This is a genomic window from Variovorax sp. GW821-FHT10C12, assembly GCF_059415405.1.
This window is the reverse complement of record NZ_JBWKNE010000013.1, coordinates 12,533-36,865: the sequence shown is the minus strand read 5'-3', so window position 1 is coordinate 36,865 and position 24,333 is coordinate 12,533. Positions and strand designations below refer to the sequence as shown.

The following is a 24,333-nucleotide window of genomic DNA, read 5'->3' as shown; positions in this document are numbered from 1 at the left end:
GGCGCGCGCGGTCAGCCGTACAGGTACTGCGGCAGCCACAGCGTCAGCCCCGGCCAGATGTACATGAACACCATGCACAGGATGACGATCAGCATGTACGGCATCATCCCCGCGAAGATCTGGTTGATCGTCACGTGCGGCGGCGACACCCCCTTCAGATAGAAGGCCGACATCGCCACCGGCGGCGACAGGAACGCCGCCTGCAGGTTCACGAACACCAGCACGCCGAACAGCAGCGGGTCGATCTGGAAGTGCGCCAGCAGCGGCAGGAAGATGGGCACGAAGATCACGATGATCTCGGTCCACTCCAGCGGCCAGCCCAGCACGAAGATGATCGCCTGCGACAGCAGCAAAAACTGCAGCGGCGACAGGTTCATGCTCAGCACCCACTCTTCGACGATGCGCTGGCCGCCCAGCAGCGCGAACACCGCCGAGAACAGCGCCGAGCCCACGAAGAGCCAGCAGACCATCGAGGTGGTCTTGAGCGTGAGGAACACCGCCTCCTTGATCTTCTTGAAGTTCAGCGTACCGGCCTGCCACGCCATCAGGAAAGCGCCGGCCGCGCCGACCGCCGCCGACTCGGTGGCGGTCGTGATGCCGAACAGGATCACGCCCAGCACCACCAGCGTGAGCGTGGCCAGCGGCATCACCGACGACACCAGCATGCGCAGGATTTCGAACTGCTCCGCGTCCATGCGCCAGTAGTACCAGCCCAGCAGCGCGAGCGTGAAGAGGCAGGCCACCCAGAAGCCGGTGTAGAAGGCCTCGGGCACCGCGGCGGTCTTGGGCGCTTCGACTGCGTCGCCCAGCTGCTGCAGGCCGCCTTCACTGGCAGGGGTGGCGGCCGGCTCGCTGCCCGGAGGTTCCTCGACGCCGCCGGGGGGCTCCTGCAGGCCGCCGCCTTCGGTGGTGTTCGCGGGTTCGTCGGTGCTCGGCGGCTCGGCCAGACCGGTGCCGGACGGCTCGGCTACAGCCGGCGCGGCGGCTGCGGGTTCGCCGGTCTTCTGCGTCGCCTGCTGCGTGGCCACCGGGGCCGGCGCGTTGTTGTCCTTCTGCGAGTAGATGGTCACGTACCACCACACCGAGCCTAGTGTGACGGCGGCCAGCGCCAGCGGCACCAGCGCGCTCAGCAGGCCGCGCAGCAGCATCCACCAGGTGAGGCGCACGCCCTCGACCGCGCCGCGCAAGGCACGCCCCGGCGACACCACGGCCGCGGCGAGCGCGGGCAGCATGCGCGGCGAGTAGCTGGCCGCGATGTGGGCGACCCACGACGAGATCGGCGCGCGCTGCTGGTCGATCGGCAGCTTGGGCGCCACCTTCGGTTGCAGCATGGCCCAGCCGATCACGTAGATCAGATAGAGGAATGCCAGGAAGAAGCCCGGGAACATCGCCGCCGCATAGAGCTTGACCACCGACTGCCCGGCCACGGCCGCGTACACGATGATCATCACCGAGGGCGGAATGAGAATGCCCAGCGTGCCGCCGGCCGTGATCACGCCGGCTGCCAGGCGCGTGTCGTAGCCCGCGTTGAGCATGGGGCGCATCGCGATCACGCCCATCAGCACCACCACCGCGCCCACCAGGCCGCTCGCAATGCCCCAGAAGGTGCACACGATGAGCGTGGTCACCGCCAGCGAGCCCGGCACGCGGCGGAAGGCGAGCTGCACGCTGTGGAACATCTTGTCGACCAGCGCGCCGCGCTCCATCACGTAGCCCATGAGCACGAAGAGCGGGATGGACAGCAGCGTCTCGTTGGTCATGGCCCCGAAGGCGCGCTGCACCATCAGGTCGAAGACCTTGTTGTCGAGCCAGGGCGAGGCGGGGTCGTAGAAGGCGATGAAGCCGAAGAACATGCCCAGGCCCATCAGCGTGAACGCCGTGGGAAAGCCGAGCATGATCACGAAGACGATCAGGCCCAGCATCAGCAGGCCGAGTGCGGGTTCGCTCATGCGGCGCCTCCGTTGCCCGTGTCGCTCTTGCGCTGTTGTGCAGCCTGTTCGATGGCGTGGGCCTTCTCGATCACCTCGCGCTTGTCGGCTTCGTTCACGTAGCTGCTGCCGGCGAGCTGTTCGCCGACCACGTCCATTTCTTCGGCATCTTTCAGGCGCGGCGTCCACACGCCGGTCTTCAGGCACAGCGCGCAGCGCACCATCTCGGCGATGCCCTGCAGCAGCAGCACCGCGCCGGCCACGGGAATCACGAACTTGAAGGGGTACACCGGGATGGGGTCGGCGTTGAAGGTCTGTTCGTGCATCGCGAGCGATTCACCGAAGTAGGTCCAGCCCGACCAGGTGAGCGCCACCACGCCGGGCAGGAAGAAGAGGGCGAACAGCACGAGGTCGAGTGCGGCCTGCGTGCGCGGCTTCATGCTGCCGTAGAAGAAATCGCCGCGCACATGGCCGGCCTGCGAGAGCGTGTAGGCGCCGCCCATCATGAACAGCGTGCCGTACAGCATGTTGTTGGCATCGAAGATCCAGGCCGTGGGCGCGTTCAGCGCATAGCGCTTGAACACCTCGCCGCACACCAGCAGCATCAGCGCGACGATGAGCCACGAGAAGGTCTTGCCCACGACCATGCTGAACCGGTCGACGGCGTGGAGGAAGCGTTGGATGGTCATGGCGGAAGAAGCGTGGGCGAGGCCCGTTCCAGGAACACCGTGGAACCGGCGAGGCCGGGCCACAGGTGTTGCCCCTTGCTAGAGGGCTGGCGAAGCGACACGAAGTGCGCGAAGACGGGAGACCCGCCTTCTTCAGCTCTTCTTTTTGCCGAAGTAGTGGTTGTAGGCCATCTTGAAGTCGACGCCATAGTCGTTCTGCCACTGCAGCGCACGCTCGGCGAACACGCGCTGCGACTCCAGCACCTTTTTGAAGAGCGGGTTCTCGCCGGCCTTCTTTTCGATCGTCTTGTCCCAGGCCGCGAGCTGCGCGCGCAGCACGGCGTCGGGCGTCTTGTAGAACTTGATGCCGGCTTTCTTCATGTCGGCATAGTCTTGCGAGTTGCGCTGCACCGCCTTCCAGCTCATGTCGGCACTGGCGGCCTGCACGGCGTAGTCGATGATGGAGCGCAGCTCCTGCGGCATGGCGCTGTACTTGCCCTTGTTGAACAGCACCTCGAACTGCTCGCCCGACTGGTGGAAGCTCTGCAGCATGCAGTTCTTCACCACGTCGGGGAAGCCCAGCACACGGTCGCTCGAGGCGTTGTTGAACTCGGCCGCGTCGATCAGGCCGCGGTCCAGCGCAGGCACGATCTCGCCGCCGGGCAGCGGGTTCACGGCGGTGCCCATCTCGGTGAACATGTCCACGGCCAGGCCCACGGTGCGGAACTTCAGGCCCTTCATGTCCTCGACCTTGGCCACCGGCTTCTTGAACCAGCCCAGCGGCTGCGTGGGCATGGGGCCGTACAGGTACGACACCACTTCCATGTTCAGCGTCTTGTAGATCTCGTCGAGCAGCGCCTTGCCGCCGCCGTAGTTGTGCCAAGCCAGTACGGTGTTGGCGTCCATGCCGAAGCCGGGGCCGGACCCCCACAGCGCCAGCGCCGAGTTCTTGCCGTAGTGGTAGGCCACCACGCCGTGGCCGCCGTCGAGCGTGCCCTTGTTCACCGCTTCGAGCAGCTGGAAGGCGGGCACGACGGCGCCCGAGGGCAGCACCTCGATCTTCAGGCGCCCGCCGGCCATGTCGTTCACCTTCTTGGCGAAGTCGTTGGCGTACTCGTGGAAGATGTCTTTCGCCGGCCAGGTGCTCTGGAAACGCAGCGACGTGGTTTGGGCCATGCTGACCATCGGCGCGGACATGGCGCCTGCGGCCACTGCCGCGCCCTTGAGGAGGCTGCGACGGCGGGGCGATTTGCTGTCTGTCATGTGTCTCTCTCCATATAGTTCTCTGACCGGAACACCCAGGCCGTCGTCTTCGCGTTATGGTTTTGACTGGCCGCGACCGCCATCTTTGGCGCGCCACACCTTGTGACAAACAGGGTTTTCACGAACCGGTGAAAAATTCCATCATCCGGCGTGCAGATCGATCGCCCCCAGCCGCCAAAGGCTCCGGGCTTACCCTAGAAATTCGAGAGAGAAAGCAACCATGAGTGAACCCGTTGGAGAAAAAGGTTACGCCGGCGACGTGACGCCCGAGCAGGCGGCGCAGTGGATGGCCAGCGGCGAGGCCGTGCTGGTGGACGTGCGCACCGACGCCGAGCGCGAGTGGGTCGGCTACGTGCCCGGCGCCGTGCCGCTGGCCTGGAAGCAGTGGCCGGGCATGGCGCTGAACCCGGCCTTCGACGACGGCGTGCGCGCCGCCGCAGAGGGCGGCAAGAAGCTGGTGCTGCTGTGCCGCAGCGGCGTGCGCTCGATTGCCGCTGCCAAGCGCGCGACCGAGCTGGGCGTGCAGGCCTACAACATCCTCGAAGGCTTCGAGGGCAACCCGGACGAGAACGGGCACCGCGGCCTGACCGGTGGCTGGCGCCGGCGCGGACTGCCCTGGCGCCAGAACTAGCCAGAGAGGCCCGCGCGCCTCACTCGGCCGTGGCCGGGTCGATCACGCTGTACACCCGGTCCACGCGGTTGGCCGGGAAGCCACCGAGCTCCGCGTGCCGGCGCACCAGGGCCTCGTCGGTCGCCTGGTAGACGCAGTAGATCCGGTCGCCGGTCACGTAGCTGTGGATCCACTGGATGTCGGTGCCCATGCTGTTGAGCACGCCGCAGGATTTTTGCGAGATGGCTTTCAGGTCCGCCGCGGTGAACTGGCCGGCGCCGGGGATGTCTCGCTCGATAACGAACTTGGGCATGGCGGTACTCCTGTCTAGAATCGGTCGAAGGCGACCAGTGCCTATGGTGCCGACGCGCAGCCGCCCCGCATTGCCCGTCTCGCCGGACTTGTTGACCGAAACCCCGCCCTCGCTTGCCGGGAGGTGACCATGGATGTCTTGTCGGACGTGCTGCGGACCATTCGCCTGGAGGGCGCGCTGTTCCTGAACGGGGACATGTATGCACCCTGGTGTTTCAAGGTACCCAAGGGAACGGACATCGCGCAGCTGCTCAGGCCCGGCGCGCAACGCCTGGCCATCTGCCACCTCGTGCTGCAAGGCGAATGCTGGGCCCAGGTCGACGGTGAGGCGCCGGTCCGTGCGTGCGCCGGCGACGTGATCGCCGTGCCGCATGGCGACTCGCATGCGTTGGGCAGTGGCCTGCACCATGCGGCCATCGACATGTCGCATGTGGTGAGTCCGCGGGCGCCCGAGCTGGAGCGCATCCGCTACGGCGGCCAGGGCGACCGCACCTTGCTGGTATGCAGCTGGTTCGCGTACGAAGGCGACGCGCCCCATCCCGTCATGGCGAACATTCCGCGCCTGTTCACCACGCCGCTGCGCAGCAGGCCGGCGGGCCCGTGGATCGAGCAGTCGGTCCACTTCGTGTTGGGTGACGCGGTCTCGCACACGCCCGGCTCGGAGATGGTGGCCGCGAAGGTGGCGGAAGTGCTGTTCACCGAAGTGCTGCGCGGCTACATCGAGTCCATGCCCGCCAACAACCCGGGCTGGCTGGCCGGCCTGCGCGACCCCCACGTGAGCCGCTGCCTGGCGCTGATGCACGCCGAGCCCGCGCGCAACTGGACGGTCGATGCACTGGCACACGAAACCCACACCTCGCGCAGCGTGCTGGCGGACCGCTTCACCGAACTGGTGGGCGCACCGCCCATGCACTACCTGGCGCGCTGGCGCATGATCCTGGCCGCCGGCATGCTGCGCAAGGACCAGGGCAACCTGGCGCGCATCGCCGAAGGCGTGGGCTACGAATCGGAAGCTGCTTTCAATCGCGCGTTCAAGCGCGAGTACGGCGTGTCGCCAGGGGCCTGGCGGCACAACGGCGCCTAGCGAGGCGCCGTTGCGGGGGTCAGAGTGCCGGAATGCGCAGCTTCTGCCCCGGATAGATCTTGTCGGGGTGCGACAGCATCGGCTTGTTCGCCTCGAAGATCACGTTGTACTTGTTGGCATCGCCGTAGTACTTCTTCGAGATGGCCGAGAGCGTGTCGCCGCGCACCACGTCGTGGTACTGGGCCGGCGGCGCGGGTGGTGCGACGAGGTTGTTGTCCACGCTCGTCACGTTGGCCACGTTGCCCGCGGCAAGCGCGGCTTTCTCGCTGGCTTCCTGCGAGGGCGCCTGGCCCGCGAGGGTGACGACGCCGCTGCTGGCGGTGTAGGTCACTTCCAGTGCGGTGAGGCCGAGGTTCTGGGTCTCGATGTAGGTCTTGATGGCCGCGGCGGCTGCCGTGTTCGCATCGGGCGTGGCCGCCTGGGCCGACGAACCGCCGAACAGTTTTTCACCGGCTTCCTTGATGAAGCTGAGCAATCCCATGGTGTTCTCCTTGTGCCGTGGTGGATGGAAAAGGCGAATGTAGTGGCGGAACCGGGACGCTCCGCGTAGGCCCATGCCGCGACTGTCAAAGAGGCGCCAGCAGGAATAACAACAAAGTCGCAATAATCGCGCGCATGTCTTCCCCCTTCCTCGCCATCGACATCGGCAACACCCGGCTCAAGTGGGCGCTTTACGAGGGGGCCTTCCCCGGCGCGGCACTGCAGGCCCATGGTGCCGAATTTCTCGACCACATCGAACGGCTGGCCGACGGCCCCTGGGCCGACCTGCCGGCGCCCGGTTCCATGCTGGGTTGCGTCGTGGCCGGCGACACCTTGCGGCGGCGCGCCGAAGAGCAGATCACCGAGCGCTTCGACTGCACGCCGCGCTGGGTGGTGTCGAGCGCGGGCGAGGCCGGCATCGTCAACGGCTACGACCATCCGACGCGCCTGGGCGCCGACCGCTTCGTGGCCATGATCGGCGCGCGCCACCGCATGCTGTCGCAGGGGCCCGAGCGGCCGATGGTGGTGGTGCTGATCGGCACGGCCGTCACCGTGGAGGCGATCGATGCCAGCGGCAAGTTCCTGGGCGGCCTCATCCTGCCGGGCCACGGCATCATGCTGCGCGCGCTCGAGTCGGGCACGGCGGGCCTGCACGTGCCCACCGGCGAGGTGCGCGAATTTCCCACCAACACCAGCGACGCGCTGACCAGCGGCGGCACCTACGCCATCGCGGGTGCGGTCGAGCGCATGGTGCAGCACGTGCGCTCGCACTGCGGCGCCGAACCGGCCTGTTTCATGACCGGCGGCGCGGGCTGGAAGATGGCGCCCGCCATGAACGGGGACTTCGAACTGGTCGAGAGCCTGATCATGGACGGCCTGCTCGTCATCGCGAAGCAGCGTGCCGGCTGAGCCTCAGGGCTTCATCAGCGCCTCGCCCATGGCCTGGAAGGCGGGCAGGGTGAGCGGGTCGTTGCCCGCGTTGGCGGCGATCGGGTGCGCGGCGTAGCGCACGATCACCATCTCGGCCTTCGGGTCGACGTAGATGCTCTGGCCGTGGATGCCGCGCGCCATGTACGCGCCGTGCGGGTTGTGCGAGACCCACCACATGTTCCGGTAGCTCCAGCCCGGCAGCAGCGCGTAGCCCGCCTTCGCGAACTTGGCCGGGTCGGCGCCGCGCTGGATGTCGTCGACCACCGCCTTGGCGATCGCCTGCTGCCCGTTGGGCGCGCGCCCGCCGTTGCGCAGCGTCTCGCCGAAGCGCGCGATGTCGCGCAGCACGGTGTTCAGGCCGCCGCCGCCCGACTCGGTGCCGATGCGGTCGACCATGAAATACGCGTCCTGCTCGGCGCCGATGCGGCGCCAGATCTTCTCGCTGAGCAGGTCGGCCAGCGAGCGGTTGGATGCGCGGCGCACGATCCAGGCCAGCACCTCGGCGTTGACCGTCTTGTAGGCAAAGGCGTCGCCGTGCGTGCCTTCCTTCTTGAGCGTGGTCAGGAACTCGTAGAACGATTTCGGGCCTGCGTAGTTGGCGCCCTGCGTGAGCATGCCGCCGGCGCGCGCGTAGTCCCAGACCTCGGCCTTCGGGTCGGCGTAGTTCTCGGAGTAGCGCACGCCGATGGTCATGTCCATCACCTGGCGCACCGTGGCGTCGCCGTAGGCCGTGTCCTTGAGCTCGGGCAGGTACTTGGTGACCGGCGCCGACGGGTCGAGCGTGCCTTCCTGCGCGAGGATGGCCGCCAGCGTGCCCACGAACGACTTGGTGACCGACATCGCCAGGTGCGGCCGCTCGGGCGTGAGCGCGCCGAAGTACTTCTCGTAGACCACCTGGCCGCGGTGCAGCACCAGGATGCCGTCGGTGTAGGTGCGCGCGATCATCTGGCCGAAGGTCTGCGCCTCGCCGCCGCCCATGGGCTGGAAGCGCACGGCCTCGATGTCGAAGCGGGGCTTGGCCGCCGGCAGCGGGCTGGCGGCGCCGGGGCCGCGCCACACGTTGGCCGTGGGCACCGTCTCGCGCACGTGCGAGAAGCTCCAGCGGATGCGCGGGTACACGCCGCCGACCGGGTTGTCGAAGGTGATCTGCTTGTCGGGCGGCGGCGGAAAGCCCTGCATCCAGCCCAGCGCCTCGACCGAGGTGGCGGCGGGATCGGGCAGCGCGGGCGCTGGCGGGGTCTGGGCGAGGCTGGTGTTCACGGCAAGAAGGGTGAAGGCGGCGGCCAGCGCCGTGCGTTGAAAGAAGAGAAACGACGACACAGAAGAAGAGGGCATGCAACGGACTCCAGTGGACGACAGAAACGGAACGGAAATCAACAGCCTCAACGGCCGCTGAAACGCGCAGGCCGGCGCTCGATGAAGGAGCGCACGCCCTCGGCCGCGTCCTCGCTGTTCGACAGGCGTTTCTGCGTCTCGATGAATTCCGCCACGGCCGCCAGCGGCCCGTGTTCGATCGCCTTGAGCACGTTGAGCCGCGTGGCCTGCACGGCCAGCGGCGCCTGGGCCGCGATGCGCTGCGCGATCTGCAGCGCTTCGTCCAGCTCCTGGCCGGCCGGCACCACCTTCTGCACGAAGTTCAGGCGATAGGCCTCGGCGCTGTTGAACTCGTCGGCCGTGAGCAGGTGCAGCATCGCGTTGCCCAGCCCCGCGCGCTCGGCCATGCGCAGCGTGGCGCCGCCCGTGGCCATGATGCCGCGCTGCACTTCCATCTGCGAGAAGCGGCAGTTGTCGGCCGCGATCACGATGTCGGCGCCCAGCATCAGCTCGATGCCCACCGTGAAGCAGATGCCCTTGACGGCCGCCACCATCGGCTTGGTGCGGCGGCGGTAGCCCTCCAGGCCGAAGTCGTGCGGCTCCACCAGCCCGGCCGGAATCGCCTTTTCGCCGCGCTTCATGTACTCGGTGACCGCGGGCAGGTCCAGGCCCGCCGTGAAGTGGTCGCCGAAGGCATGCAGCACGCCCACGTGCAGGCTCGGGTCGTCGTCCAGCCGCGTGTAGGCCTCGGCCAGCTGCTTGAACATCGGCGGCGTCCAGCCGTTGCGCTTGGCGGGGCGGTTGATGCCGATCAGCAGCACGTGGTCGAGCACCTGCGTGTCGATGCAGCCTTCGGCGGGCGGGGTGGTGGGGGTGGCGGTCATGGCGTTGCTTGTCTCCTTGTTTTTATGGAATGCCGGATCAGTACGTGTAGACGCCGCGGCCCGTTTTACGGCCCAGTTGGCCGGCGGCGACCATTTCCTTGAGCAGCGGGCAGGGGCGGTACTTGGAATCGCCGAACTGCTCCAGGTACACCTCCATCACGGCCAGGCACACGTCCAGGCCGATCATGTCGGCCAGCGCCAGCGGGCCGATGGGCTGGTTGCAGCCCAGCTTCATGCCGGCGTCGATGTCCTCGGCCGTGGCCAGGCCCTCGGCCAGCACGAAGAAGGCCTCGTTGATCATCGGCACCAGGATGCGGTTGACCACGAAGCCCGGCGCGTTCTTCACCGTGATGGGCGACTTGCCCAGCTTCTCGGCCAGCGCCTTCACCGCGTCGTGCGTGGCGTCGCTCGTGAGGTAGCCGCGGATCAGCTCCACCAGCGCCATCATCGGCACCGGGTTGAAGAAGTGCATGCCGATGAAGCGGTCGGCGCGCGAGGTGGCGGCGGCCAGCTGCGTGATCGAGATCGACGAGGTGTTCGACGCGATGATCACCTCGGGGCCCACCAGCTCGTCCACCTGCTTGAGGATCTTGAGCTTGAGCGCGTGGTTCTCGGTGGCGGCCTCGATGACCAGCTGCGCGCCCTTCAGGTCGTTGTAGTCGGTCGAGCCCTTGATCAGCGCCAGCGCGGCGGCCTTCTGCTCTGCCGTGAGCTTTTCCTTCTTGATCAGGCGGTCGAGGCTGCCCGAGATGGTGGCGATGCCCTTGTCGACGGCGGCCTGGGCCACGTCGATCATCACCACGTTGACACCCGACACCGCGCAGGCCTGGGCGATGCCGTTGCCCATGGTGCCGGCGCCGATGATGCCCACAGTTTGAATCGTCATGAAAAATGCTCCTTGAAACAAAAAAGAAAATCGCAGGCGAGGGCGGGCGCGGGGCCGCCGTCGCGCAATGTCGGCAATTGTGAATCAGCCCGGAGGGGCCGCCGTTCCCGTGGGCGACACCGACCCGGGGTGGCTTACAGTGCTGCGATTGTTTTCAACCCCATTTTTTCGAGCCCTCGCATGACCACCCTCGGCACCCCCCTGTCCCCTTCCGCCACCCGCGTGATGCTGCTCGGCTCCGGCGAGCTCGGCAAGGAGGTGCTGATCGCCCTGCAGCGCCTGGGCGTCGAGACCATCGCCGTCGACCGCTACGAGAACGCCCCCGGCCAGCAGGTGGCGCACCACGCGCGCACCATCACCATGAGCGACCCCGACCAGCTCAAGGCGCTCATCGAGGCCGAGAAGCCCACGCTGGTGGTGCCCGAGATCGAGGCCATCGCCACGCCGATGCTGCAGCAGCTGGAAGACGCGGGCGTGGTGCGCGTCATTCCCACGGCCCGCGCCGCCCGCCTGACGATGGACCGCGAAGGCATCCGCCGCCTGGCCGCCGAGACGCTGGGCGTGCCCACCAGCCCCTACAAGTTCTGCGACTCGCTGGCCGAGCTGCAGGCCGCGATCGACGCGGGCATCGGCTACCCCTGCATCGTCAAGCCCGTGATGAGCAGCTCCGGCAAGGGCCAGAGCAAGATCGACGGCCCCGCCGACGTGCAGAAGGCCTGGGACTACGCCATGGCCGGCGGCCGCGTGAGCCATGGCCGCGTGATCGTCGAGGGCTTCATCGACTTCGACTACGAGATCACGCTGCTGACCGTGCGCGCGAAAGACGCGGCGGGCGCCGTCGAAACCAGGTTCTGCGACCCCATCGGCCATGTGCAGGTCAGCGGCGACTACGTGGAAAGCTGGCAGCCCCACCCCATGGCGCCGGCCGCGTTGCAGAAGGCGCAGCAGATCGCGCAGGCCGTCACCGCCGACCTGGGTGGCCAGGGCCTGTTCGGCGTCGAGCTGTTCGTGAAGGGCGACGAGGTCTGGTTCAGCGAGGTCAGCCCGCGCCCGCACGACACCGGCATGGTCACCATGGCCACGCAGTGGCAGAACGAGTTCGAACTGCATGCGCGCGCCATCCTCGGCCTGCCGGTCGACACCTCGCTCAAGAGCCCGGGCGCCAGCGCCGTGATCTATGGCGGCGTGGACGCCACCGGCATCGCCTTCGACGGCGTGGCCGAGGCGCTGCAGGTGCCCGGCAGCGACATCCGCCTGTTCGGCAAGCCCGAGAGCTTCGTCAAGCGCCGCATGGGCGTGGCGCTGGTGCATGCGGCCGACACCGACACGGCCCGCCAGCTGGCCAAGGAAGCCGCCTCGCGCGTGAAGCCCCGCACGGCCTGAACGACCGAACCCTCCGGGTGAACCCGCGAGCCGGGCCCCGGTAGCCAGTTTTCGCAAGCGACCCCGCAGCGGTGCGGGCATGGTGCGGGTCTTGTCGCCAGGACGCCGGTCGGGTGCGGGTGCATGCGGATAGCCCGCAGGCGCCCCGCCCTCCACACTGAGCGCTCCGTTCGATTCACCGGAGACACCATGCTGCATCCCCAGGCGCGCGCCTTGCTGGATTTCATCGAAGCGCGCGGCATTCCGCCGACCCACACCCTGTCGCCCGCCGACGCGCGGGCCTACTACCGCGAGCGCCGCACCGCCACGCAGCCGCTGCCGGCCGAGGTCGCCGAGGTGCGCGACCTCGCCGCCGACGGGCCGCACGGCACCATTGCGGTGCGGCTGTACAAGCCGCTCGGCGCAGGCCCGGGCCCGCTGCCGGTGCTCGTGTACTACCACGGCGGTGGCTGGGTCATCGGCGACCTCGACACGCACGACGTGCTGTGCCGCGAACTGGCCAACGGTGCGGGCTGCGCGGTGGTCGCGGTCGACTACCGCATGGGCCCCGAGCACCGCTTTCCCACCGCCGTGGACGACGTGCTCGCCGCCACCCGCTGGGTGCGCCGCGAAGCTGCCGCACTGGGGCTCGATGCGAGCCGCCTCGCGGTGGGCGGCGACAGCGCGGGCGGCAACCTCGCGGCCGTGGCGTCGATCGCCGCGCGCGATGCGGGCGACCTGCCGATCGTGTTCCAGCTCCTGATCTACCCGGCCACCGACATGCGCCGCGGCCATCCGTCGCACCAGGCGAACGGGCAGGGCTACCTGCTCACGCGCGACACGATGACCTACTTCCACGACCACTACATCACCGACGCGAAGCACGACCTCGACTGGCGCGCCTCACCGCTGCTGCACACCGACCTGTCGGGCCTGCCGCCGGCGCTCGTGCTCACCGCCGGCTACGACCCGCTGCGCGACGAAGGCGCGGCGTACGCCGAGGCGCTCACGGCCGCCGGCAACCGCGCGAACTACGTGTGCTTCGAGCGCCAGATCCACGGCTTCATCACCATGGGCAAGGTGCTCGACGAGGCCCACACCGCCGTCGCGTTGTGCGCGGCGGAACTGCGCCGCGCGTTCGCGTCGGCCTAGGGAAAGTCCCCGCGCAAATGGATGCCGCGCGCAAGGCCCCCGCCGCTACGATCCAGCGAACGCGGCGCCACCCCCCGGTCGGACGTCGTCGACCGATGCAGGAGACAGACACCATGCAGCGAACCAGGACGTCGACGCCTTCGGGCGGCGATGCACGGCAGGGCGAACGCCTCATGTGGCTCACGCCGCAGCGCGTCTTCTACGCCGGGCTGCTCGGCGCCGCCGCCGAGCGCGCCATGGGCGGGCACGGCGTGTACGTGTCGCCCGCCGGTGCGCCGCCCAACCGCATCCGCATCGGCGGCGGGGCCTGGCAAAGCGGCGAGTTCATCGTGGTGCCGCCGCACGTGCCGCACCAGGTCGAGAGCGCCTGCCCGCTGATCTTCAACCTGCTGATCGAATCGGAGTCGGTCGATCCCGCGCGCATGCCGGCCTTCTTGCAGCACTGCGGCCCGGTCGATGCGCCGGCCTTCGTGCAGCGCATGCGCGAGGTCCACGCCCACCTGCTGGCGGCTTCGGCGCGCGGCATCGACTTCGACGGCTTCGATTTCGACGCGCTGTTCTTCGACGGCCCGCTCACGCCGCGCCCGCTCGACGCGCGCATCCGCAAGGTGGTCGACATGCTCGTGGCCGACCCGGCCGCGCCCGCCTCGGCGGAAGACTGCGCGGCCTCGGTGCACCTGTCGTTCTCGCGCTTCCTGCACCTGTTCAAGCAGGAGACAGGCATGGCCTTTCGCGGCTTCCGGGCCTGGAAGCGCGCGCGCAGCCTGCTGCGCTACGTGCACCAGAGCGGCACGCTGACCGACATCGCGCTGGACACCGGCTACCCCGACTCCACGCACTTCAGCCATTCGATCCGCCAGGTCTACGGGCTCAAGCCCAGCGACATCGTGGCGGGCTCGCGCCGCCTCGCGCTGCACGATGCGGCCGGCGGGTTCCGGCAGTAAGCGCAGGCGGGACGGCAACGCATGCAGATCCTCCAACTCCTGCTGTCGGGCATCGCACAAGGGTGCATCTACGGCCTCATCGCGCTGGGCTTCGTGCTGATCTACAAGGCCACCGAAACGGTGAGCTTCGCGCAGGGCGACTTGATGATGCTGGGCGCGTTCGGTGCCTTCGCGGGCATGTCGCTGTTCGGCATGCCGTTCTGGCTCGCGGCGCTGCTGGCCGTGGTGGCCATGGCGGCCTTCGGCGTGCTGCTCGAGCTGGTGGTGATCCGCCCGATCCTCGGGCAGCCGCAGTTCTCCATCGTGATGCTGACCATCGGCATCGCCTACGTGGCGCGCGGCCTGATCACCATGGTGCCGGGCATCGGCACCGACACCCACACGCTGGCCGTGCCCTACAAGGACCAGATCTGGAAGCTCGGCGAGCTGGTGGTGAACCTCGAGCAGCTCGTGATCATCGTGGCTACCGCGATCCTGTGCGGCCTGCTGTTCGCGATGTTCCGCTACAGCAAGCTGGGCATCGCGATGCAGGCCTCGTCGCAGAACCAGCTCGCGGCCTACTACATGGGCATTCCGGTGAAGCGGCTCAACGGGCTGGTGTGGGGGCTTGCTGCCGCGGTGGCCGCCATCGCCGGCATGCTGCTGGCGCCCATCACCTTCGTGCACGCGAACATGGGCTTCATCGGCCTGAAGGCCTTTCCGGCGGCGGTGGTGGGGGGCTTCGGCAGCCTGCCGGGCGCGATCGTCGGCGGGCTGGTGATCGGCATCGTCGAGTCGTTCGCGGGCTTTTACCTGCCCGACGGTTTCAAGGACACGGCGCCGTACATCGTGGTGCTGCTGATGCTCATGATCAAGCCGAACGGTCTGTTCGGCGAAAAGCTGCGCAAGAAGGTGTAAGTCTCATATGCGCTTCATCTTCAAGACCAGCTACGACCAGGACATCCGCCTCGCGCGGCACGGCGGCCACGTGCTCTGGTACAGCCTGCTCGTGGCCTTCCTGCTCGTCGCGCCGTGGGTCATCGACGAGTACTGGCTCGCGCAGCTGACCTTCGTGCTGATCTACGGCATCGTCGGCCTGGGGCTGATGCTGCTGGCGGGCTTCACGGGGCAGTTCTCCATCGGGCATGCGGCGTTCCTCGGAACGGGTGCGTACACGCAGGGCGTGCTGACGAACATGGGCGTGCCGTTCCCGCTCGCGCTGCTGGCGTCGGCCGCGCTGTCGGCGGCGGTGGGCGTGGTGGTGGCGATGCCGGCGCTGCGCGTGAAGGGCATCTACCTGGGCATCGCGACGCTGTCCTTCGGCTTCATCGTCGAGGAGGTGTTCGCGCGCTGGGAAAGCGTGACGGGCGGCAACGCGGGCCTGCATGTGAAGTCGCCGCAGTTGTTCGGCTGGTCGCTGGGCTCGGGCGAGGGCTTCTACTTTCTCTGCCTGGTGGTGGCGGTGGTGTCCACGCTGGGCATCCTGAACCTGCTGCGCTCGCCGACGGGGCGTGCCTTCGTGGCGATCCGCGATTCGGAGATTTCGGCGCAGAGCATGGGCATCCACCTGGCGCGCTACAAGACGATGTCGTTCGCGATCTCGGCCGCGCTCGCGGGTTTGGGCGGCGCGCTGTATGCGCACAAACTGAGCTTCATCTCGCCGGACCAGTTCAACATCCTGCAGTCGATCGACCTGCTGCTGATGGTGGTGATCGGCGGGCTGGGCTCGGTGCACGGCGCGTTCCTCGGTGCGATTTTTCTCATCGCGATGCCGCAGCTGATCTCGATGGGCAAGGACTGGCTGCCGGCGGTGGTCGGGCAGGCGCCCGGCCTGCAGGGGCTGGTGTACGGGCTGGTGCTGATCGCCTTTGTGCTGTTCGAGCCGCTGGGGCTGTACGGGCGCTGGCTCAAGATCCGCACCTGGCTGCAGCTCTTCCCGTTCTACCGCAAGGGTTTGTTCAAGCGGCAGAAGTCGTTCACCAAATCGGACCGGCTGAGATGAGCAACGACGTCCTTCTTTCCGCGAAAGACCTGAGCGTGCGCTTCGGCGGCGTGCTGGCGGTCAACAAGGTGAGCTTCGATGTGCGGCGCGGCGAGGTGTTCACGCTGATCGGCCCGAACGGCGCGGGCAAGACGACGGTGTTCAACCTGATCAGCCGCATCTACACGCCGACCACGGGCGAGATCACCTGGCATGGCGAGGCGGGCGGGGCGATCGCGCTCACGCAGCAGGCGCCGCACGCGATTGCGGCGCTGGGCATTGCGCGCACCTTCCAGAACATCGAGCTGTTCGAGCATGCGACGGTGCTGCACAACCTGCTGATCGGGCGCCACACGCACCGGCAGACGGGGTTCTGGAGCGAGGTGTTCTTCACGCCGGCCACGCGCCGCGCCGAGATCGCGGCGCGCGAGAAGGCAGAGCAGGTGATCGACCTGCTCGACCTGCAGCACTACCGCGACTCGATGGTGGCGGGGCTGCCCTACGGCGTGCGCAAGGTGGTGGAGCTGGCGCGCGCGCTGTGCACCGAGCCCAAGCTGCTGCTGCTCGACGAGCCTTCTTCGGGGCTCAATGTCGAGGAGACGGCGGACATGGCGTTCTGGATTCAGGACATCCAGCATGAGCTGGGGGTGTCGGTGCTGATGGTCGAGCACGACATGTCGCTTGTTTCCAAGGTGTCGGATCGCGTGCTCGCCATGAATCAAGGCGAGGTGCTGGCTACGGGGTCTCCGCGTGAGGTGCAGGCGGATTCTCGCGTCATCGAGGCTTACCTTGGGACTGTGGATGACGTGAGCAGTTTGCGGAGGGTGGTGGCGTGACTTGCTTCTTCGTTACCTCTTTGGAAGCGCCCGGTGCGCGGCACGGCGCGGTCGCCCCCACTGTGCCGGCCCTTCGGGCTCCCTTCCGGTGCTCGCTTTCCGCGGGGTCCCGCCCAAACTCGCTTCGCTCAAACAAGGGCGGGCCCTTGTCCGCGAAAAGCTGCGCTCCTCAGCGGCACAGAGGGGGCGCCCACACCGCACCGCACACCGAGCTCTTGCTGTGGGGTGTTCGCCCTCTGCGTGTCCACGGCGTTGGGGCCCATGCCCCGGGCGGGCCGTTGAGGCACCGCCGAGCAGCGCAGCGACGGGCGGATCAGGGCTCGCAGCTGTTTGAGCGAAGCGAGTTCTGCGAGACCCCGCCCGTCGTGAGCAGCGCAGGGCAGCCCGAAGGGCCGGTGACGTCGGCCCGCCCGGGGCATGGGCTCCAACGCCGTCCCCCGAACCAGGGAGTGCACGTATGAGCGACGTCGTGCTTCAACTGCTCAACGTCGAAAGCGCCTACGGCCCCATCAAGGCTATCCGCGGCGTGAGCCTGAAGGTGCGCAAGGGCGAGATCGCCACCGTGCTCGGCTCCAACGGCGCGGGCAAGACGACGATCCTCAAGACCATCTCGGGGATCATCGATCCGCGCAAGGGCAGCATCGAGTTCCAGGGGCAGGACATCACGGCGAAGGACCCGGCCTTCATCGTGCAGCAGGGGCTGAGCCACGTGCCGGAAGGGCGCGAGGTGTTTCCGCTGCTGTCGGTGAAGGACAACCTGCTGATGGGCGCCTACACGCGCAAGGACCGCGACGGCGTGGCGCGGGACATCGAGACCGTCTTCACCTACTTCCCGATCCTGCGCGAGCGCGCCACGCAGGACGCCGGCCTGCTCTCGGGCGGGCAGCAGCAGATGCTGGCCATCTCGCGCGCCATCATGGCGGCGCCGCACCTCATTCTTCTGGACGAGCCCAGCCTGGGCCTGAGCCCCAAGCTCACCAAGGAGATCTTCGAGATCGTGGTGCGCATCAACCGCGAGCGCGGCACCACCATCCTGCTGGTGGAGCAGAACGCGAACATGGCGCTCAACGCCGCCGACCACGGCTACGTGCTGGAGAACGGCCGCATCGTGATGGAAGACTCGTGCGAACGCCTGCGCGAGAAGGACGACATCAAGGAGTTCTACCTCGGTGTCAAGGACGACGGCGTGCGCGGCGAGCGGCGCTGGAAAAAGAAGAAGACCTGGAGGTAGCCGTCGCCATGCAAGGACTCTGGGATCTGCGAACCATCGAACCCGGCCACGACATCCTCGTGCCCGGCGAGACGCTCTCGGCCATGTTCTGGAACGCCGTGCGCCAGCGCGGCGACAACATCTGGATGCGGCAGAAGGAGCTGGGCATCTGGCGCAGCTGGAGCTGGCGCCAGACCGCCGAGGCCGTGCGCGAGATCGCGGCCGGGCTGCAGGCCATCGGCTTCACGCGCGGCGAGTGCGCGTCCATTCTTTCGAACACCGTCATCGAATGGGTGCTGGCCGACCTGGCCGTGCTCAGCTGCGGCGGCGTCTCCAACGGCATCTACCCGACCGACGCCGCGTCGCAGGTGCAGTACCTGTGCGAAGACTCGCGCACCACGGTGCTCTTCGTGGAAGACGACGAGCAGCTCGACAAGGCGCTCGAGGTGCGCGCCCGCCTGCCCGGCCTGCGCCGCGTGGTCGTGTTCGACATGGAAGGCCTGCGCGAGCTCGACGACCCGGGCGTGATGAGCCTCGATGCGCTGCGCGCCCTCGGCCGCACGCACCTGGCGGGCGACCCGCAGGCGGTGGAGCGCAGCGTGGCGGCGTGCCGGCCCGAAGACCTGGCCATCCTGGTCTACACCTCGGGCACCACCGGCAAGCCCAAGGGCGCCATGCACAGCCACGCGGGGCTGGTGTACACCGCGCGCGGCTACAACACGCTCATCGCGCAGGACGAGAAAGACGAGCGCATGTGCTTCCTGCCGCTGTGCCACATCGCCGAGCGCATGGGCGGCGAGTACTTTGCGATGTACACGGGCTCGATCCTCAACTTCGTCGAGAACCCCGAGACGGTGCCCGAGAACGTGCGCGAGATCGCGCCCACGGTGTTCACCGGCGTGCCGCGCGTGTGGGAGAAGTTCTATTCGGGCGTGATGATCGCGCTGAAGGAGGCCAGCCCGCTGCAGCAGGCCGCCTACCACTGGAGCATCGGCGTGGGCGAGACCATCGCCAACAAGGTGCTCGCGGGCCAGGAGATCGGCACGGGGCTGCGCCTGAAGTTCCGGCTGGCGCGACTGCTGGCGCTGGACAACGCGCGCAAGCTCATCGGCATCCACCGCGCGCGTTTTCTCGTGACCGGCGCGGCGCCCATTTCGCCCGAGCTGGTCAAGTGGTACCTCGCGCTGGGCGTGCCCATGCTCGAGGTGTGGGGCATGACGGAGTCGTGCGGTGCCTCCACCGCCGTGCCCGTCACCCGCATCAAGCCCGGCTCCATCGGGCCGGCCACGGGCTACAACGAGGTGCGCATCGATCCGGCCACCAGCGAGATCCTGGTGCGCGGCCCCAATGTCTTCATGGGCTATTTGAATCTGCCGGAGAAGACGGCAGAGACCATCGACGCCGACGGCTGGCTGCACACGGGCGACGTGGGCGTGATGGACGAGGACGGGTATTTCCGCATCACCGACCGGATGAAAGACATCATCATCACGGCAGGCGGCAAGAATGTGACCCCGAGCGAGCTGGAGAACGAGCTCAAGTTCAGCCTCTACATCACCGATGCCGTGGTGATCGGCGACAAGAGGCCCTACCTCACGGTGATCGTCATGATCGACCAGGAGAACGTCGAGAAATTCGCGCAGGACCACGACGTGCCGTTCAGCAACTACGAGAGCCTGACACGCACGCAGGAAGTGCAGGACCTGATCCAGGGCGAGATCGATCGCGTCAACGCCAAGTTCGCGCGCGTCGAGCAGATCAAGAAGTTCTTCCTGCTCGAGACGCAGCTCAGCGCCGAGGACGAGGAGCTCACGCCCACGATGAAGCTCAAGCGCAAGCTGGTGCAGACCAAGTACGCGCAGCGCATCGACGCCATGTACCGCTGACCTCTTTTTTGCCAACCCGAGGAGACAACGCTATGACGAAGCTCAAGACATTGACGACGCTGGCCGTGCTGGGCCTGATCGCGACGCTCGCGTCGGCGCAGCAGGGCGTGACCAAGGACGAGATCCGCATCGGCACCATCCAGGACCTGTCGGGTCCGCTCGCGGGCTTCGGCAAGCAGGCGCGCAACGGCATGCAGCTGCGCGTGGACGAGCTCAACGAGCAGGGCACGCTCAACGGCCGCAAGCTCAAGCTCTTCGTCGAAGACTCGGGCTACGACCCGAAGAAGGCGGTGCTGGCGGCGCAGAAGCTGGTCAACCAGGAAAAGATCTTCATCATGGCCGGCCACATCGGCACGGCGCAGAACATGGCGGCGATGCCGGTGCAGTTCGACAAGAACGTCATCAACTACATGCCGATCACGGCGGCGCGCGAAATGTACGAGCCGCTGAACCGGCTGAAGTATTCGTTCGCGGCCACCTACTACGACCAGATCCGCCTGGCGCTGCCCAAGATGATCAAGGACAAGGGCGCCAAGAAGGTCTGCACGATCTACCAGGACGACGAGTTCGGCCTGGAAGTGCAGCGCGGCGCCGAGGCCGGCCTGAAGGCGGCGGGCATGGAGCTGGCCGAGAAGACCTCGTTCAAGCGCGGTGCCACCGATTTCAGCTCGCAGGTCGCGAAGATGAAGGCCGCCAACTGCGACCTCGTGGTGCTCGGCACCATCATCCGCGAGACCATCGGCACGGTGGGCGAGTCGCGCAAGACCGGCTTCAACCCGACCTTCCTGGGTTCGAGCGCGGCCTACACCGACCTGATCCACAAGCTCGGCGGCAAGGCCATGGACGGCGTGTACGCCACCATGACGGTGCAGAACCCCTACACCGACGAGCAGTCGCAGCCGCTGCGCTTCTGGGCCAACAAGTACAAGACCAAGTTCAACGAAGACCCGACCGTGTTCTCGGTGTACGGTTACGTGATCATCGACTCGTTCATCAAGGCCGCGACCAAGGCCGGCCCGAACCTGACGACCGACAGCTTCATCAAGGCGATGGACAGCATCACCTTCGAGCCCGACATGTTCGGCAGCCCGAAGAGCACCTACACCGCCACCAAGCGCCTGGGCAACGACCAGTCGCGGCTGTCGCAGATCAAGGACGGCAAGTGGGTCGTCGTCTCTGACTACGTGACGCCGTAAGCGAGGCTCGCCCCGGTACCGTACTGGGGGCGAGCGGCTATATTCCGCGAAATCCCCCTTCGCGAGACCGCCGCCATGCCCCAGTACTGGTTGATGAAATCCGAGCCCGACGAGGTCTCGATCGACGATGCCCTCGCCGCGCCCGATGCCACCGTGGCGTGGACTGGCGTGCGCAACTACCAGGCACGCAACTTCATGCGCGACGGCATGAAGGTCGGTGACGGCGTGCTGTTCTATCACTCGAGCTGCCCCGAGCCCGGCATTGCCGGCATCGCGCGCGTGGCCTCGGGCATCCAGCCCGATCCGACGCAGTTCGACCCGAAGTCGCCGTACTACGACGCCGGCGCGAAGAAGGAAGACCCGCGCTGGCTGCTGGTCGATGTGCAGGCGGTGCGCAAGACCCGGCTGCTGGCGTTGCCCGAGCTGCGCGCCAAGCCCGAGCTGGCCGATCTGGTCATCCTGCGCAAAGGCAACCGGCTGTCCATCACGCCGGTGGAGCCGGCGCACTGGAAGGTCATCGAGAAGATGCTGGCCTGAACCGGGTCAGGCGACTTTCGACAGGATCGGGAACAGCTTGCCGAGCCCGTCGGCCATCACTTCGACCGCGAGCGCCGCGAGGATCAGGCCCATCAGCCGCGTCATGATGTTGATGCCGGTCTTGCCGAGCACCCGCGCGATCGGCTGCGCGAGCGAAAAGGCCAGCGCGGTCGCCAGCGCCACCACCACGCCATAGCCGACCAGCACGGCCAGCTCCCACAGGTGCTGCGCCTTGTCGGCGTAGATCACCACGGTGGAGATCGCGGCCGGGCCGGTGAGCAGCGGGATGGTGAGCGGCACCACCGCGATGGAGGCGCCCATGGACGCCTTCACTTCCACCGCGCGCAACTCGTCGACGTTGGTCTTGCTCTCGGCCGGTTGCGCGTTGAGCATCGAGATCGAGCTCATGAGCAGCAGCAGCCCGCCGCCGACCTGGAAGCTCGCGATCGAGATGCCGAAGAAGGACAGCAGCTGCAGCCCGATGAGCGCGCTCACGGCAATGACCACGAAGGCGCTGAAGGCCGACATGCGCACCGTGCGCTTGCGCTGGGCGTCGGAGTAGTCCTGCGTGTAGTGGATGAAGAAGGGCACGATGGCCAGCGGGTTGACGATGGCCACCAGCGTGACCAGCGGCTTGATGAGGTCCATGGAGGTGCTCATCGTTATCGTCCTCCGGTCACATCGAGCAGGGCCATGGTGGTGTAGCTGGCCTCGGGCGAGAGCAGCCACAGGATGGCGCCCGCGATTTCCTCGGGGCTGCCGGTGCGCTGCATCGGCACGGTGGGTGCGAGTTCGGCCGCGCGGTCGGGCATGCCGCCCGAGGCGTGGATCTCGGTGTCGATGAGGCCGGGGCGCACGGCGTTCACGCGGATGCCTTCGGTGGCCACTTCCTTGGCCAGGCCGATGGTCAGGGTGTCGATGGCGGCCTTGCTGGCCGCGTAGTCGACGTACTGGCCCGGCGAGCCCAGGCGCGCGGCGCCGCTGGAGATGTTGACGATGGCGCCGCCCGCGCCGCCGTACTTCGTGCTCATGCGCTTCACGGCCTCGCGCGCGCAGACGAAGCTGCCGATCACGTTGATGCGGAACATGCGCTCCAGGCGCGCCACGCTCATGGCGTCGACGCGCGCCTGCACGTCGACCACGCCGGCGTTGTTCACGAGCGCCGTGAGGCGCCCGAGCTTGGCGTCGACCTTCGCGAACATCGCGAGCACCTGGGCCTCGTCGCCCACGTCGGCCTGCACCGCCATGGCAGTGCCGCCGCCCGCGCGGATGGTGCGCACCACCTCGTCGGCGGCCAGCGAGTTGCTGGCGTAGTTCACGGCCACGGCGTAGCCGCGCTTCGCGGCGAGCAAGGCCGTGGCGGCACCAATGCCGCGCCCACCGCCGGTGATCAAGAGCACCTGGTCCAAATCCCACCTCCTGCAGAGAAACTGTGTGTCAGTTAAAACCGTTCGCTTGGATTACATCATCGAGGGCCCGCGCATCAGCGTGAGCGCCGCGTCGCCCCAAGCCAGCTTGCACCGCAGTGCGAAGCACGGAGGTTATTGAATGCACAAGACGATCGACTATTACTTTGCGCCACAGAGTCCGTGGACCTATCTGGGGCATACCCGCTTTGCCGCCATCGCCGCGGCGGCCGGCGCCACCGTGCGCGTGCGGCCCATCGACATGGGCAGCGTGTTCCCCGTGTCGGGCGGGCTGCCGCTGGGCAAGCGCGCGCCGCAGCGCCAGGCCTACCGGCTGCTCGAGCTGGCGCGCTTCTCGAAGCACCTGGGCCTGCCGCTGAACCCGAAGCCGAAGTTCTTTCCGGTGGCCGGCGACGATGCGGCGCGGCTGATCATCGCGGTCGACCTGCACGACGGCACCGAGGCCGCGATGCGCATCAGCGCCGCGGTGTTCGCGGCCGTGTGGGTGCAGGAGCGGAACATCGGCGACCCGAACCTGCTCGAAGCCCTGGTCGCGGAGTGCGGCCTGCCGGCCAAGCGCGCCGAGCAATCGCAGAGCCAGGCGGTGCAGGAACGTTACGAGGCTTACACGCAGGAAGCGATCGACATCCAGGTGTTCGGTGCGCCGAGCTACGTGATCGACGGCGAGATCTTCTGGGGCCAGGACCGGCTCGATTTCGTCGAGCGGGCGTTGCGCGCGTAAGGCGCAAGCCCACCCGTTTTTTATTCCATCGTTTTCAGGAGGACCCCATGGGCCAATTCATCGATCTCACCGCCAAAGACGGCTTCACCTTTCCCGCCTACGTGGCCGAACCCGCGGGCACGCCGCGCGGCGCCGTGGTGGTGGTGCCGGAAATCTTCGGCGTGAACTCGCACATCCGCTCGGTGGCCGACGGCTACGCGGCCGACGGCTACCTGGCCGTGGCGCCGTCGACCTTTCACCGCGTCAAGCCCGGCGTCGAGCTGGGCTACAGCGACGACGACATGAAGACCGGCTTCGGCTACAAGACCGCGGTCGAGGCGCTGCCCGCGCCCGGCGTGCTGCAGGACCTCGAAGCCGCGATCGCCTACGCCTCGAAGGCGGGCAAGGTCGGCATCGTCGGTTACTGCTGGGGCGGCCTGCTGGTCTGGCGCGCCGCGGCCCTGCTGCCGGGCCTGGCCGCTGCCGCGCCGTACTACGGCGGCGGCATGACGACGCCGGAAGAAAGCGCGCGCCAGCCGAAGGTGCCGGTGCTCGCGCAGTTCGGCAACCGCGACCACTGGATTCCGCTGGACACCATCGAGGCCTTCAAGAAGGCGCACCCCGAAGTGGAAGTGCATGTCTACGAGGCCGACCATGGCTTCAACTGCGACCAGCGCGCCTCGTACAACGCCGAGGCGGCGAAGCCGGCGCGTGAACGCGTGCTGGCCTTCTTTGCCAAGCACGTCGGCTGATCCGGCACGCCT

Annotated in this window: 25 protein-coding genes; 15 read left to right on the top strand and 10 right to left on the bottom strand. The window is 67.6% G+C overall.

The window, feature by feature from the left end; all coding sequences use genetic code 11:
• Positions 1–11 precede the first annotated feature (11 nt).
• The 3 genes from AC07OH_RS30825 to AC07OH_RS30815 all read right to left on the bottom strand — a co-directional run bounded on the left by AC07OH_RS30825 (position 12) and on the right by AC07OH_RS30815 (position 3,859).
• On the bottom strand, positions 12–1,949 hold the full coding sequence (locus AC07OH_RS30825; RefSeq protein WP_495303218.1) for a TRAP transporter large permease: 1,938 nt from the start codon (positions 1,947–1,949) through the stop codon (positions 12–14).
• Positions 1,946–2,617, bottom strand: coding sequence for a TRAP transporter small permease subunit (locus AC07OH_RS30820; protein ID WP_495303217.1), 672 nt, complete (start codon positions 2,615–2,617; stop codon positions 1,946–1,948). The genes AC07OH_RS30825 and AC07OH_RS30820 overlap by 4 nt, the downstream gene beginning before the upstream one ends.
• 132 nt (positions 2,618–2,749) lie before the next feature.
• On the bottom strand, positions 2,750–3,859 hold the full coding sequence (locus AC07OH_RS30815) for a TRAP transporter substrate-binding protein (RefSeq protein WP_489061077.1): 1,110 nt from the start codon (positions 3,857–3,859) through the stop codon (positions 2,750–2,752).
• A gap of 220 nt (positions 3,860–4,079) precedes the next feature.
• On the opposite strand from AC07OH_RS30815, the gene AC07OH_RS30810 reads away from it, so the two are divergent.
• Complete coding sequence (locus AC07OH_RS30810; RefSeq protein ID WP_492683651.1) at positions 4,080–4,490, top strand: rhodanese-like domain-containing protein; 411 nt, start codon at positions 4,080–4,082, stop codon at positions 4,488–4,490.
• Between the two features lie 19 nt (positions 4,491–4,509).
• Here the strand turns inward: AC07OH_RS30810 and AC07OH_RS30805 are convergent, their stop codons facing one another.
• Positions 4,510–4,782: a DUF4242 domain-containing protein gene (locus tag AC07OH_RS30805; RefSeq protein ID WP_159279511.1), complete on the bottom strand. Its 273-nt coding sequence runs from the start codon at positions 4,780–4,782 to the stop codon at positions 4,510–4,512.
• 129 nt (positions 4,783–4,911) lie between these two features.
• On the opposite strand from AC07OH_RS30805, the gene AC07OH_RS30800 reads away from it, so the two are divergent.
• Complete coding sequence (locus AC07OH_RS30800; RefSeq protein ID WP_495303216.1) at positions 4,912–5,865, top strand: AraC family transcriptional regulator; 954 nt, start codon at positions 4,912–4,914, stop codon at positions 5,863–5,865.
• A gap of 19 nt (positions 5,866–5,884) precedes the next feature.
• Here AC07OH_RS30800 and lysM read toward each other — a convergent pair whose 3' ends face one another.
• Complete coding sequence (gene lysM, locus AC07OH_RS30795) at positions 5,885–6,346, bottom strand: peptidoglycan-binding protein LysM (protein WP_492737129.1); 462 nt, start codon at positions 6,344–6,346, stop codon at positions 5,885–5,887.
• 134 nt (positions 6,347–6,480) lie between these two features.
• Here lysM and AC07OH_RS30790 point away from each other — a divergent pair, with 134 nt between their 5' ends.
• Complete coding sequence (locus tag AC07OH_RS30790; protein ID WP_099793571.1) at positions 6,481–7,254, top strand: type III pantothenate kinase; 774 nt, start codon at positions 6,481–6,483, stop codon at positions 7,252–7,254.
• Positions 7,255–7,257: 3 nt separating this feature from the next.
• On the opposite strand, the gene AC07OH_RS30785 is transcribed toward AC07OH_RS30790, so the two are convergent.
• The 3 genes from AC07OH_RS30785 to AC07OH_RS30775 are packed head-to-tail and all read right to left on the bottom strand — an operon-like array spanning position 7,258 to position 10,359.
• Positions 7,258–8,610, bottom strand: a complete 1,353-nt coding sequence (locus AC07OH_RS30785) for a serine hydrolase domain-containing protein (RefSeq protein WP_495303215.1) — start codon at positions 8,608–8,610, stop codon at positions 7,258–7,260.
• 47 nt (positions 8,611–8,657) lie between these two features.
• Positions 8,658–9,473, bottom strand: a complete 816-nt coding sequence (locus AC07OH_RS30780) for a crotonase/enoyl-CoA hydratase family protein (RefSeq protein ID WP_495303214.1) — start codon at positions 9,471–9,473, stop codon at positions 8,658–8,660.
• 37 nt (positions 9,474–9,510) lie between these two features.
• Entirely contained in the window at positions 9,511–10,359 is an 849-nt protein-coding gene (locus AC07OH_RS30775) for a 3-hydroxybutyryl-CoA dehydrogenase (RefSeq protein ID WP_062478806.1), read from the bottom strand.
• A gap of 180 nt (positions 10,360–10,539) precedes the next feature.
• Here AC07OH_RS30775 and purT point away from each other — a divergent pair, with 180 nt between their 5' ends.
• The 10 genes from purT to AC07OH_RS30725 all read left to right on the top strand — a co-directional run bounded on the left by purT (position 10,540) and on the right by AC07OH_RS30725 (position 21,442).
• The gene (gene purT / locus AC07OH_RS30770) at positions 10,540–11,742 is read left to right on the top strand and encodes a formate-dependent phosphoribosylglycinamide formyltransferase (RefSeq protein ID WP_495303213.1); all 1,203 of its coding nucleotides are present in this window, start codon (positions 10,540–10,542) and stop codon (positions 11,740–11,742) included.
• 189 nt (positions 11,743–11,931) lie between these two features.
• Positions 11,932–12,873, top strand: coding sequence for a LipP1 family hormone-sensitive lipase (gene lipP1 / locus AC07OH_RS30765; protein ID WP_062478799.1), 942 nt, complete (start codon positions 11,932–11,934; stop codon positions 12,871–12,873).
• A 113-nt stretch (positions 12,874–12,986) separates the two neighbouring features.
• Positions 12,987–13,817: a helix-turn-helix domain-containing protein gene (locus tag AC07OH_RS30760; protein WP_095950254.1), complete on the top strand. Its 831-nt coding sequence runs from the start codon at positions 12,987–12,989 to the stop codon at positions 13,815–13,817.
• 21 nt (positions 13,818–13,838) lie between these two features.
• A complete protein-coding gene (locus tag AC07OH_RS30755) occupies positions 13,839–14,714 on the top strand; it encodes a branched-chain amino acid ABC transporter permease (RefSeq protein ID WP_495303212.1) in 876 nt (291 codons plus the stop codon).
• A gap of 7 nt (positions 14,715–14,721) precedes the next feature.
• Entirely contained in the window at positions 14,722–15,798 is a 1,077-nt protein-coding gene (locus AC07OH_RS30750) for a branched-chain amino acid ABC transporter permease (RefSeq protein ID WP_062478791.1), read from the top strand.
• Entirely contained in the window at positions 15,795–16,613 is an 819-nt protein-coding gene (locus tag AC07OH_RS30745; RefSeq protein WP_095747054.1) for an ABC transporter ATP-binding protein, read from the top strand. The genes AC07OH_RS30750 and AC07OH_RS30745 overlap by 4 nt, the downstream gene beginning before the upstream one ends.
• A 457-nt stretch (positions 16,614–17,070) precedes the next feature.
• A complete protein-coding gene (locus AC07OH_RS30740) occupies positions 17,071–17,844 on the top strand; it encodes an ABC transporter ATP-binding protein (RefSeq protein ID WP_056576626.1) in 774 nt (257 codons plus the stop codon).
• An 8-nt stretch (positions 17,845–17,852) separates the two neighbouring features.
• On the top strand, positions 17,853–19,709 hold the full coding sequence (locus tag AC07OH_RS30735) for an AMP-dependent synthetase/ligase (RefSeq protein ID WP_095950252.1): 1,857 nt from the start codon (positions 17,853–17,855) through the stop codon (positions 19,707–19,709).
• A gap of 32 nt (positions 19,710–19,741) precedes the next feature.
• On the top strand, positions 19,742–20,905 hold the full coding sequence (locus tag AC07OH_RS30730) for an ABC transporter substrate-binding protein (RefSeq protein ID WP_095950251.1): 1,164 nt from the start codon (positions 19,742–19,744) through the stop codon (positions 20,903–20,905).
• 75 nt (positions 20,906–20,980) lie between these two features.
• On the top strand, positions 20,981–21,442 hold the full coding sequence (locus AC07OH_RS30725) for an EVE domain-containing protein (protein WP_139700433.1): 462 nt from the start codon (positions 20,981–20,983) through the stop codon (positions 21,440–21,442).
• Positions 21,443–21,448: 6 nt separating this feature from the next.
• Here AC07OH_RS30725 and AC07OH_RS30720 read toward each other — a convergent pair whose 3' ends face one another.
• Positions 21,449–22,102: a MarC family protein gene (locus tag AC07OH_RS30720; RefSeq protein ID WP_139700432.1), complete on the bottom strand. Its 654-nt coding sequence runs from the start codon at positions 22,100–22,102 to the stop codon at positions 21,449–21,451.
• A 2-nt stretch (positions 22,103–22,104) separates the two neighbouring features.
• Positions 22,105–22,851: an SDR family oxidoreductase gene (locus AC07OH_RS30715; protein ID WP_139700431.1), complete on the bottom strand. Its 747-nt coding sequence runs from the start codon at positions 22,849–22,851 to the stop codon at positions 22,105–22,107.
• Between the two features lie 139 nt (positions 22,852–22,990).
• Between AC07OH_RS30715 and AC07OH_RS30710 the strand changes: the two genes are divergently transcribed.
• Positions 22,991–23,590, top strand: a complete 600-nt coding sequence (locus AC07OH_RS30710; protein WP_139700430.1) for a 2-hydroxychromene-2-carboxylate isomerase — start codon at positions 22,991–22,993, stop codon at positions 23,588–23,590.
• 47 nt (positions 23,591–23,637) lie between these two features.
• Positions 23,638–24,321 (top strand): dienelactone hydrolase family protein, encoded by a 684-nt coding sequence (locus tag AC07OH_RS30705; protein ID WP_495303211.1) that lies wholly within the window; start codon positions 23,638–23,640, stop codon positions 24,319–24,321.
• Positions 24,322–24,333 lie beyond the last annotated feature (12 nt).

Excerpts from the sequence above, each read along its gene's own strand:
- AC07OH_RS30740 (WP_056576626.1), top strand. The coding sequence starts at position 17,071 with ATGAGCGACGTCGTGCTTCAACTGCTCAACGTCGAAAGCGCCTACGGC.
- AC07OH_RS30825 (WP_495303218.1), bottom strand. The coding sequence starts at position 1,949 with ATGAGCGAACCCGCACTCGGCCTGCTGATGCTGGGCCTGATCGTCTTC.
- AC07OH_RS30725 (WP_139700433.1), top strand. The coding sequence starts at position 20,981 with ATGCCCCAGTACTGGTTGATGAAATCCGAGCCCGACGAGGTCTCGATC.
- AC07OH_RS30805 (WP_159279511.1), bottom strand. The coding sequence starts at position 4,782 with ATGCCCAAGTTCGTTATCGAGCGAGACATCCCCGGCGCCGGCCAGTTC.
- AC07OH_RS30760 (WP_095950254.1), top strand. The coding sequence starts at position 12,987 with ATGCAGCGAACCAGGACGTCGACGCCTTCGGGCGGCGATGCACGGCAG.
- AC07OH_RS30800 (WP_495303216.1), top strand. The coding sequence starts at position 4,912 with ATGGATGTCTTGTCGGACGTGCTGCGGACCATTCGCCTGGAGGGCGCG.
- AC07OH_RS30735 (WP_095950252.1), top strand. The coding sequence starts at position 17,853 with ATGCAAGGACTCTGGGATCTGCGAACCATCGAACCCGGCCACGACATC.
- AC07OH_RS30780 (WP_495303214.1), bottom strand. The coding sequence starts at position 9,473 with ATGACCGCCACCCCCACCACCCCGCCCGCCGAAGGCTGCATCGACACG.
- AC07OH_RS30820 (WP_495303217.1), bottom strand. The coding sequence starts at position 2,617 with ATGACCATCCAACGCTTCCTCCACGCCGTCGACCGGTTCAGCATGGTC.
- lipP1 (WP_062478799.1), top strand. The coding sequence starts at position 11,932 with ATGCTGCATCCCCAGGCGCGCGCCTTGCTGGATTTCATCGAAGCGCGC.
- AC07OH_RS30730 (WP_095950251.1), top strand. The coding sequence starts at position 19,742 with ATGACGAAGCTCAAGACATTGACGACGCTGGCCGTGCTGGGCCTGATC.
- AC07OH_RS30755 (WP_495303212.1), top strand. The coding sequence starts at position 13,839 with ATGCAGATCCTCCAACTCCTGCTGTCGGGCATCGCACAAGGGTGCATC.
- purT (WP_495303213.1), top strand. The coding sequence starts at position 10,540 with ATGACCACCCTCGGCACCCCCCTGTCCCCTTCCGCCACCCGCGTGATG.
- AC07OH_RS30810 (WP_492683651.1), top strand. The coding sequence starts at position 4,080 with ATGAGTGAACCCGTTGGAGAAAAAGGTTACGCCGGCGACGTGACGCCC.
- AC07OH_RS30790 (WP_099793571.1), top strand. The coding sequence starts at position 6,481 with ATGTCTTCCCCCTTCCTCGCCATCGACATCGGCAACACCCGGCTCAAG.
- AC07OH_RS30720 (WP_139700432.1), bottom strand. The coding sequence starts at position 22,102 with ATGAGCACCTCCATGGACCTCATCAAGCCGCTGGTCACGCTGGTGGCC.
- AC07OH_RS30775 (WP_062478806.1), bottom strand. The coding sequence starts at position 10,359 with ATGACGATTCAAACTGTGGGCATCATCGGCGCCGGCACCATGGGCAAC.
- AC07OH_RS30785 (WP_495303215.1), bottom strand. The coding sequence starts at position 8,610 with ATGCCCTCTTCTTCTGTGTCGTCGTTTCTCTTCTTTCAACGCACGGCG.
- AC07OH_RS30710 (WP_139700430.1), top strand. The coding sequence starts at position 22,991 with ATGCACAAGACGATCGACTATTACTTTGCGCCACAGAGTCCGTGGACC.
- AC07OH_RS30705 (WP_495303211.1), top strand. The coding sequence starts at position 23,638 with ATGGGCCAATTCATCGATCTCACCGCCAAAGACGGCTTCACCTTTCCC.
- AC07OH_RS30815 (WP_489061077.1), bottom strand. The coding sequence starts at position 3,859 with ATGACAGACAGCAAATCGCCCCGCCGTCGCAGCCTCCTCAAGGGCGCG.
- AC07OH_RS30750 (WP_062478791.1), top strand. The coding sequence starts at position 14,722 with ATGCGCTTCATCTTCAAGACCAGCTACGACCAGGACATCCGCCTCGCG.
- AC07OH_RS30745 (WP_095747054.1), top strand. The coding sequence starts at position 15,795 with ATGAGCAACGACGTCCTTCTTTCCGCGAAAGACCTGAGCGTGCGCTTC.
- lysM (WP_492737129.1), bottom strand. The coding sequence starts at position 6,346 with ATGGGATTGCTCAGCTTCATCAAGGAAGCCGGTGAAAAACTGTTCGGC.